Annotated in this window: 10 protein-coding genes and 1 pseudogene; 8 read left to right on the forward strand and 3 right to left on the reverse strand. The window is 60.2% G+C overall.

All coding sequences use genetic code 11. The features are described from left to right. Nucleotides 1-240: 240 nt before the first annotated feature. From WBB95_RS02335 to WBB95_RS02345, 3 genes are all read right to left on the reverse strand, one after another. Entirely contained in the window at nucleotides 241-552 is a 312-nt protein-coding gene (locus WBB95_RS02335) for an AzlD domain-containing protein (protein WP_424486110.1), read from the reverse strand. Further along, nucleotides 549-1244, reverse strand: coding sequence for an AzlC family ABC transporter permease (locus WBB95_RS02340; protein ID WP_424486111.1), 696 nt, complete (start codon nucleotides 1242-1244; stop codon nucleotides 549-551). The genes WBB95_RS02335 and WBB95_RS02340 overlap by 4 nt, the downstream gene beginning before the upstream one ends. Before the next feature lie 71 nt (nucleotides 1245-1315). Beyond that, nucleotides 1316-1531, reverse strand: coding sequence for a hypothetical protein (locus WBB95_RS02345; protein ID WP_424486112.1), 216 nt, complete (start codon nucleotides 1529-1531; stop codon nucleotides 1316-1318). 178 nt (nucleotides 1532-1709) lie between these two features. On the opposite strand from WBB95_RS02345, the gene WBB95_RS02350 reads away from it, so the two are divergent. The 8 genes and pseudogenes from WBB95_RS02350 to mgtA all read left to right on the forward strand — a co-directional run. Beyond that, nucleotides 1710-2066 (forward strand): metalloregulator ArsR/SmtB family transcription factor, encoded by a 357-nt coding sequence (locus WBB95_RS02350; RefSeq protein WP_424486113.1) that lies wholly within the window; start codon nucleotides 1710-1712, stop codon nucleotides 2064-2066. Nucleotides 2067-2085: 19 nt separating this feature from the next. Further along, nucleotides 2086-3369: an arsenic transporter gene (locus WBB95_RS02355; RefSeq protein WP_424486114.1), complete on the forward strand. Its 1284-nt coding sequence runs from the start codon at nucleotides 2086-2088 to the stop codon at nucleotides 3367-3369. Nucleotides 3370-3382: 13 nt separating this feature from the next. Next, nucleotides 3383-3853, forward strand: coding sequence for an arsenate reductase ArsC (locus WBB95_RS02360; protein ID WP_424486115.1), 471 nt, complete (start codon nucleotides 3383-3385; stop codon nucleotides 3851-3853). Nucleotides 3854-3865: 12 nt separating this feature from the next. Continuing rightward, nucleotides 3866-4552, forward strand: coding sequence for an arsenical resistance protein ArsH (gene arsH / locus WBB95_RS02365; protein ID WP_424486116.1), 687 nt, complete (start codon nucleotides 3866-3868; stop codon nucleotides 4550-4552). Between the two features lie 72 nt (nucleotides 4553-4624). Next, nucleotides 4625-4987 (forward strand): annotated as a pseudogene (locus tag WBB95_RS02370) (helix-turn-helix transcriptional regulator); the annotation flags it as partial. Between the two features lie 74 nt (nucleotides 4988-5061). Then, nucleotides 5062-5673 carry a LysE family transporter gene (locus WBB95_RS02375; RefSeq protein ID WP_424486117.1) on the forward strand — a complete coding sequence of 204 codons (612 nt, stop codon included), beginning with the start codon at nucleotides 5062-5064 and terminating at the stop codon, nucleotides 5671-5673. A gap of 317 nt (nucleotides 5674-5990) precedes the next feature. Next, the gene (locus WBB95_RS02380) at nucleotides 5991-6284 is read left to right on the forward strand and encodes a hypothetical protein (RefSeq protein WP_424486118.1); all 294 of its coding nucleotides are present in this window, start codon (nucleotides 5991-5993) and stop codon (nucleotides 6282-6284) included. Between the two features lie 233 nt (nucleotides 6285-6517). Next, a partial coding sequence (mgtA, locus tag WBB95_RS02385) for a magnesium-translocating P-type ATPase (RefSeq protein ID WP_424486119.1) occupies nucleotides 6518-8118 on the forward strand: 1601 nt, incomplete at its 3' end.

The raw sequence follows: 8118 nt of genomic DNA on the forward strand, positions 1-8118 counted from the left end.
GGCAACCCGGCAGGACGCCGGGTTAGCCGCCCCGCGCCATGGATGGCGCGTGGCGGCGGCCCACGGATTCAAGCCGGAGTGCGGGCATGCCGAGCCACAGCGAGGCACCGAGTGGAGGGGCAAGAGCGCTTTGGTTACTTTCGCGCTTTTCGAAAGTGACCCGCTGTAAGAGCGGAACCCATATCCGCCACAACCGCAGCAACGGATATGCCCCCAAACACCCGCCCCCACCCAAAGACCTCAAAACCACCAGCGAAACAAATAAAACAACCCCATGCTCAACAGCACCGTCACCAACACACTGCGCGTCCAAAACATCAACGCCACCGCACAAATCCCCGCCAGTAAATAAGGATTGGCCGGGCTCAAATTCAACCTGTGATCCGCAAGAAAAATGATCGGCCCGCAAATCGCTGTCAACATCCCCGGGACCGCAAACCCCAAAAACTCCCGCGCCCCACGGTTGAGGCGCACCGGCAAACGTGGCTCGATGAACAGGTAGCGGTTGAGAAACACCACCACGCCCATGGCCACAATCATGATGTAGATCATCGCTGCCCCACTCCCAACCGCTTGCACGCGTAACCCGCGCTCATGCCCAACACCCCGGACACCACCACCGCCGACTCCCAGTGCAAATAGCTCAGCCACACCGAGCACAGCAACGACACCGCGACGCACACCACCGTCGGCACATCACGCACCACCGGGGTAATCAAGGCGATAAAGGTCGCGGCAATGGAAAACTCCAACCCCAACTGATCAAGCCCGGGAATGCTTTTGCCGAGCACAATCCCCGCCAAGGTAAACAGGTTCCAGGCGATATAAAACGTCAGGCCCACGCCCAAGGCGTACCAGCGGTTGAAGGTCTCACGGTCGTAGTGGTTGACCAGGGCGAAGAACTCATCGGTCAACAGAAACCCCAGGCTCATGCGCCAGCGGGCGTTGAGTGACGACAGCGTCGGGCGCATGTGCATGCCGTACAGCAAATGCTGGGAAGTCAGCAGCAAGGTGGTCAGCACAATTGAAATCAGGCTCGCGCCGCTTTTGACCATGCCGATGGCCACCAACTGCGCGGCGCCTGCAAATACGATGGCGGATAAACCCTGCGCTTGCAGAGGGCTGAATTGCGCATCAATGGCCATGGAGCCGGCGAGCAGCCCCCAGGGCGCGCAGGCCAGCGACAACGGAATAACGGCGATTGCGCCGCGCGCGAAGGCGTAATGCGGTACGGCAGTAGGCATGGAGACGGCTCATCGACAGACAGTCGACAAGCATGCCAGCTTCACACGGGGGTTGTCTTGAACGATCGTGCTCAGGCGAGCTTGACCGACACTTGCTCGACCGCGTCGCGCGCTTCGCGCAGTTCATGAGCGTCCTGGTTGAGCCGGTGAATGGTGTTGAGCAGGCGCTGGCGCAGCACTTCATCGCCGAGTTTTTCGACGGCGCGCATCAGGTCAAATGCCGCCGTTTCGTTATTGTCCGCGACGGAATCGAGGGTCTTGCGCAGGTTGCGAGTGGCACGGGTCACGCGGGTTCTTCCTTCATGAGCAATGGGGAGGCACTTTAGGACATTCGTGTTTCAGTTTAATTTCAAACACTTGTTGTCGATTTGCGGGTATTTGATCCACATCAATCGAATTCAGGATTTGACCTACATATATGAATATCCGTATATTCGAATAATCATATATACGAAGAGCCTGATCATGTCGGACCTCATCTCCCCGCCTACCCTGTTCAAATGCCTGGCCGATGCCACCCGCGCCAGATTGACGCTGCTGATCCTGCGCGAAGGCGAACTTTGCGTGTGCGAACTGATCCATGCCTTGGATGACAGCCAGCCGAAAATATCCCGGCATCTGGCGCAACTGCGCAGTTGCGGGTTGCTGCTGGATCGCCGCCAGGGTCAATGGATCTACTACCGCCTCAACCCTGCCCTGCCCGCCTGGGTGAGCCAGGTGCTGGACACCACTCTGCAAGCCAACCAGTCATGGTTGCACAGCGACGCGCAGCGTCTGGATGCAATGGGTGACAGACCACAACGGGCCAGCGCCTGCTGCTGAGCCATCGGAGCGTTTATTCATGCTTGTCGCAATTGGCATTTTTATCTTCACCATCGTACTGGTCATCTGGCAGCCCAAGGGCCTCGGCGTAGGCTGGAGTGCAACCTTGGGAGCGATTCTGGCGCTGGCCAGTGGTGTGATCAGCTACACCGACATACCCGTGGTGTGGCACATCATCTGGAACGCCACTGGCACTTTTGTCGCGCTGATCATCATCAGCCTATTGCTTGATGAGGCCGGCTTCTTCGCCTGGGCCGCCTTGCACGTGGCGCGTTGGGGCCGAGGGCGTGGGCGGCGGTTGTTTGCTTATATGGTGCTGCTCGGCGCGCTGGTGTCGGCGCTGTTTGCCAACGACGGCGCGGCGCTGATCCTCACACCGATCGTCATGTCGATGCTCTTGGCGCTGCGCTTTTCACCGGCGACCACGCTGGCCTTCGTGATGGGCGCGGGGTTTATCGCCGACACGGCCAGCTTGCCGCTGGTGGTTTCGAACCTGGTGAATATCGTCTCGGCGGATTACTTCAAGATAGGTTTCAACGAATACGCCGCCGTCATGGTGCCGGTGAACATCGTCAGCGTCGCCGCGACGCTCGCGGTGCTGCTGTGGTTTTTCCGGCGCGACATTCCCCAGACCTACGACCCCGCTGACCTGGATGATCCGGCCAGCGCCATCCATGACCGTGCGACCTTTCGCGCAGGCTGGTGGGTACTCGGTATCTTGCTGGTCGGCTGTTTCGCCCTGGAACCGCTGGGCATTCCCATCAGTGCCATTTCCGCGGTGTGCGCCGTGTTGCTGCTGGTGATTGCCGCCAAAGGCCACAGGATTTCCACGCGCAAGGTGCTGAAGGAAGCGCCCTGGCAGATCGTGATTTTCTCGCTGGGCATGTACCTGGTGGTCTACGGCCTGCGCAACGCCGGGCTGACCACCTATCTCGCGACCTGGCTCGACACCTTCGCGACCTATGGCGTATGGGGCGCGGCCATGGGCACCGGGGTACTGACCGCCCTGCTGTCGTCGGCGATGAACAACTTGCCGACGGTGTTGATCGGCGCGCTGTCCATCGAGTCCAGCCATGCCGTGGGCGTGGTCAAGGACGCGATGATCTACGCCAACGTGATCGGCAGCGACCTGGGCCCGAAAATCACCCCGATTGGCAGCCTGGCCACCTTGCTGTGGCTGCATATCCTGGCGCGCAAAGGCATCACCATCACCTGGGGTTACTACTTCAAGGTTGGCATCGTGCTGACCTTGCCAGTGCTGCTGATCACCCTTGCCGCCCTCGCCCTGCGCCTGAGTATCTGAAGGAGATAACGTAATGAAAGTCCTGTTCATGTGTACCGCCAACAGCTGCCGCAGCATCTTGTCCGAAGCACTGTTCAACCATCTCGCGCCGCCGGGCCTTGAGGCGATCAGCTCGGGCAGCTTCCCCAAGGGCCAGGTTTTGCCTCGCAGCCTGAGCATCTTGCAGGCCGCCGGCATCAGCACCGAAGGGCTGTACAGCAAAGGCAACGATGCGTTTGAAAGCAGCCCGCCAGACATTGTGATCAGCGTGTGTGACAAGGCGGCCGGCGAAGCGTGCCCGGTGTATTTCGGGCCAGCCATAAAGGCGCATTGGGGGTTGGAAGATCCGTCGGATGTACACGGTGATGACGCAAGCCTCGACGCGGCCTTCACTGCAACCCTGGAAATCATCGCAACGCGCTGCCGGGCGTTTTTTGACCTGCCCTTCACCCGCCTGAACCCTGCTGAATTGAAGGCTGAACTCGACCGCATTGCCCTGTTGTAGCCGGAGAATGTCATGACCCACCTGCCCAATCTCGACACCACCCTTTCAACGCCCGTGAATGCAGGGCCGGGACACCCGCCGCGCATTCTGTTGCTGTACGGCTCTACGCGGGATCGTTCGTTCAGCCGCTTGTTGGTCGAAGAGGCTGCCCGCCTGTTACGCCATTTCGGCGCCGACACACGCATTTTCAACCCCTCCGGGCTGCCGCTCCCGGACGATGCACCGGGTGATCACCCTAAAGTGCAGGAACTGCTCGAACTCATGCAGTGGTCCGAAGGCCAGGTGTGGTGTTCCCCCGAGCGCCATGGCTCGATGTCGGCGGTGTTCAAGGCCCAGCTCGACTGGGTGCCGCTGGCCCTGGGCGCGGTTCGGCCCACGCAGGGCAAGACTCTCGCGGTCATGCAAGTGTCCGGCGGTTCGCAATCGTTCAACACCGTCAATCAACTGCGGGTACTGGGCCGTTGGATGCGCATGTTCACCATTCCCAACCAATCCTCGGTGCCCAAGGCTTTTATGGAGTTCGATGATCAGGACCGCATGAAGCCTTCGGCGCTGTATGACCGCGTTGTCGATGTGATGGAAGAACTGGTCAAGTTCACCCTGTTGTTGCGCGACCGCCCGGACCTCGTAGACCGCTACTCGGAGCGTAAGGAAAGCGCGCAGGAGCTGTCTCAACGCGTCAATCAACGGTCGATCTGACCTCGCCAGTCGGCGTATGCTCAGGCCCATCCTCTTACCGAGCCATATCGATGAGCGCCATGCAACACGCCTGGCAGTGCGTCCACAGGCAAAGCCATGATCGGCCGTGTCCAGGAACTGCTCGCCGCGCACCTGCAGCAATCGCTGGCGCTGGAGCACTTGGGCGATGAGCTGGGGCTGGAGCACTTGGGCGATGAGCTGGGGCTGTCCAAATTCCACCTGCTGCGGGCCTTCCAGAAAGAAACCGGGCTGAGCCCAAGGCAATGGGCCATGCAGTTGCGCACTCGCCGTGCCAAAGGCCTGTTGCGCCATGGCGCTGCCGTGTCCGAGGTTGCGCATGACGTGGGCTTTGCCGATCAGAGCCATCTGAATCGGCACTTTCGCGCCGCCTACGGCATCACGCCGGGCCGCTACCAAGGCCTGTTGAAACGCTGAACAGCGCAATCTGGTTCAAGACGACCACGCCACCGTCCGCCACACTGCTCGCACTCTCTTGATGGAACGCGGGCATGTTGACGATCTTCTTTTACGCGCTGGTATTCGGCTTTGTGTTTTGCCTTTCTCCCGGCGCGGTACTGGCGGAGACGTTGCGCCGTGGTTTGCTCCACGGTTTTACCCCGGCTTTGCTGGTGCAGGTCGGCTCGCTGGTGGGGGACGCCGTGTGGGCAGTGATTGGCCTGACCGGCATTGCGCTGTTGATTCAGCATGACGCGGTGCGCGTACCGCTGACGATGGTATGTGCGCTGTACCTGGCCTGGCTGGGGGTGCGCAGCCTGATCGACGCCTGGCACTTGCCCGACGCGGGCACCGCGGCCGGCAGTTGCGGGCAAAACGCGCTGGCTGTGGGCGCCGCCATTTCCCTGGCCAACCCGAAGAACATCGTTTATTGGGGCGCTCTCGGCAGTGCGTTGTCCGGCATCGTCGGGGCCACACCGAGCCATGGGCAAACCCTGGTGTTTTTTGCAGGCTTTATGTTGGCGTCAGTGCTCTCATGTTTCCTGATCGCCGCGTTGGTCAACCTGCTGCGCAATACGGCATCACCTGTCTGGCAACGGATCAGTTATGGCGCGTGTGGGTTAGTGTTGTTATATCTCGCTGTTCTGGCGACCCAAGGGATATGACGTTATATATTGCCGACCACAAAGTGCCTCTTGTCTGAATGAACTCTGAACACAGGGGCCTTTAATTAATCATGCGTTGACATTTTGTAACTGGCTGAGTAGATTGCCCCTGCCCGCAACTGGGGCCTTTTTTAAACCTCACAAAAGAAGCCAATGGACACAGTATCTAGTCGCTGTCCGAGCACCGCTTGCGCGGGCATCGGGCGCCAAACCCAGAATATGACAGGACTCGCCTTCCAGGTCCGGTAAGCTGCGCTAGAGCTTGATGCTCCACCGTAACTGCCTCACCGGTCGCCCGTCCGGTCCCGAGGTGTGTTATGACCTTCCAACTCATTGCTTTACCTGATGTTCGTACACTGGCCGCAGCCTTGCGTGCCAAGCTGTGCCGCGAGCCCGTGGGCTTTTCGCCTACCCGCTCAGCCTTTGCTGCACCCTCCCCCCAAGCGCGCCCGGCTCCCCCGCTGGCGCACTGGCGTATCTGCCCTGCCAGCGGCCAACTGCTGCAGCACTGGGATCACGCCGACCCTCAAGACCCGCAGAGACCCAAGGTTTCCACACTGGCTCAAGCCCGCCTGTTGCTCGATTTTTACCTGAGCACTCGCGCCGCTTAAACCGGTTGGAAACAGTAACTTCCTGATTAATGTTCTGGAATTCTTTATGAATAAGTCCAGTAGTAGCCTGCTGCGCGCTGATTAACTAACGCGCTCTAGCGGGCCCTGTAAAAGTTACCCGAACACTTTATTTAAACCGATCGCGAAGTCCGCGGCTCGGCATGCTTTCGCTCGCCTGTCTTCAGGTAAGTACCGGGTATGTTTTGTCGAGAATTGGCGACAGGAGTACAGACATGAGCGCCGTAAAAAACACACCTCTGCACAAGAAGAATGGCACCGCCACCGACACCAAACTGTCGATGCGCGCCGCCCGTGAAGCCCAGAACGGCCTGCAGGCCACCCTCGCCAATGTGCGTGCCACCCAGGATGGCCTGACCGAACTGGACGCCAGCGCACGGCTGCAACGCGAGGGCTATAACGAAGTGGCGCATGACAAGCCGCCTCACGCTATCGTCCAGTTCCTGCAGGCACTGAACAACCCGTTTATCTACGTGCTGCTGACCCTGGCGGGCATCAGCTTTGTCACTGACTATTGGTTGCCGCTGCAGGCCGGTGAAGAAGTCGACCTGACCAAGGTCATCATCATCATGACCATGGTGCTGCTCAGCAGCCTGCTGCGATTCTGGCAGGAACACCGCTCGGCGAAATCCGCTGAAGCATTGAAAGCCATGGTGCGCACGACCGCCACGGTGCTGCGCCGCGAGCAAGTCGGTGCCCAACCGGTCCTGCGCGAAGTGCCAATGCGCGAACTGGTTGCCGGCGATATCGTGCAGTTGTCGGCCGGCGACATGATCCCGGCCGATATCCGCCTGATCGAGTCCCGTGACTTGTTTATCAGCCAGGCCGTGCTCACCGGCGAAGCCTTGCCGGTGGAGAAATACGACACCCTCGGCGACGTCACGCAGAAATCCGCCTCCTCGCTGGCCGCCGATCAAGGCAACCTGCTGGACCTGCCAAACATCTGCTTCATGGGCACCAACGTCGTCAGCGGCCGGGCCAAGGCCGTGGTGGTCGCCACCGGGCCGCGCACCTATTTTGGCTCCCTGGCCAAAGCGATTGTCGGCTCGCGTGTGCAAACCGCCTTCGACCGTGGCGTGAACAGCGTCAGTTGGCTGCTGATCCGCTTCATGCTAGTGATGGTGCCGATCGTGTTCCTGCTCAACGGCTTCTCCAAAGGCGACTGGGGCGATGCGTTCCTGTTTGCCCTGGCGGTTGCCGTCGGCCTCACCCCGGAAATGCTGCCGATGATCGTCAGCGCCAACCTGGCCAAGGGCGCGACGGCCATGGCCAAGCGCAAAGTGGTGGTCAAACGCCTCAACGCGATCCAGAACTTCGGCTCGATGGACGTGCTCTGCACCGACAAGACCGGCACCCTGACCCAGGACAAAATCATCCTCGAACACCACGTCAACGCCCTCGGCCAGCGCGATGACGCGGTGCTGTCCCTGGCGTGGCTCAACAGCCACCACCAGAGCGGCATGAAAAACCTGATGGACCAGGCCGTGGTGCAGTTCTCGGAACAAAACCCGAAGTTCCAGGTGCCGTTTGCCTACAGCAAGGTCGATGAACTGCCGTTCGACTTTGTCCGCCGTCGCCTGTCGATCGTGGTCAAGGACGCCGTTGGCGACCACTTGCTGGTGTGCAAGGGCGCTGTGGAGGAGATGCTGAGCATTGCCACCCACGTCATGGAAGCCGGCGATGCCGTGCCGCTGGATGAGCGTCGTCGCGACGAACTGCTGGCCTTGGCCAACGACTATAACGAGGACGGTTTCCGCGTGCTGGTGGTCGCCACCCGCACTGTTCCGAAAGCACTGGCACGTCAGCAGTACACCAC

The sequence above is a fragment of the Pseudomonas sp. genome, from assembly GCF_049645325.1.
GTDB lineage: Bacteria > Pseudomonadota > Gammaproteobacteria > Pseudomonadales > Pseudomonadaceae > Aquipseudomonas.

Coding starts and splice junctions, on each gene's coding strand:
- WBB95_RS02335 (WP_424486110.1), bottom strand. CDS start 552: ATGATCTACATCATGATTGTGGCCATGGGCGTGGTGGTGTTTCTCAAC.
- WBB95_RS02340 (WP_424486111.1), bottom strand. CDS start 1,244: ATGCCTACTGCCGTACCGCATTACGCCTTCGCGCGCGGCGCAATCGCC.
- WBB95_RS02350 (WP_424486113.1), top strand. CDS start 1,710: ATGTCGGACCTCATCTCCCCGCCTACCCTGTTCAAATGCCTGGCCGAT.
- WBB95_RS02355 (WP_424486114.1), top strand. CDS start 2,086: ATGCTTGTCGCAATTGGCATTTTTATCTTCACCATCGTACTGGTCATC.
- WBB95_RS02360 (WP_424486115.1), top strand. CDS start 3,383: ATGAAAGTCCTGTTCATGTGTACCGCCAACAGCTGCCGCAGCATCTTG.
- arsH (WP_424486116.1), top strand. CDS start 3,866: ATGACCCACCTGCCCAATCTCGACACCACCCTTTCAACGCCCGTGAAT.
- WBB95_RS02375 (WP_424486117.1), top strand. CDS start 5,062: ATGTTGACGATCTTCTTTTACGCGCTGGTATTCGGCTTTGTGTTTTGC.
- WBB95_RS02380 (WP_424486118.1), top strand. CDS start 5,991: ATGACCTTCCAACTCATTGCTTTACCTGATGTTCGTACACTGGCCGCA.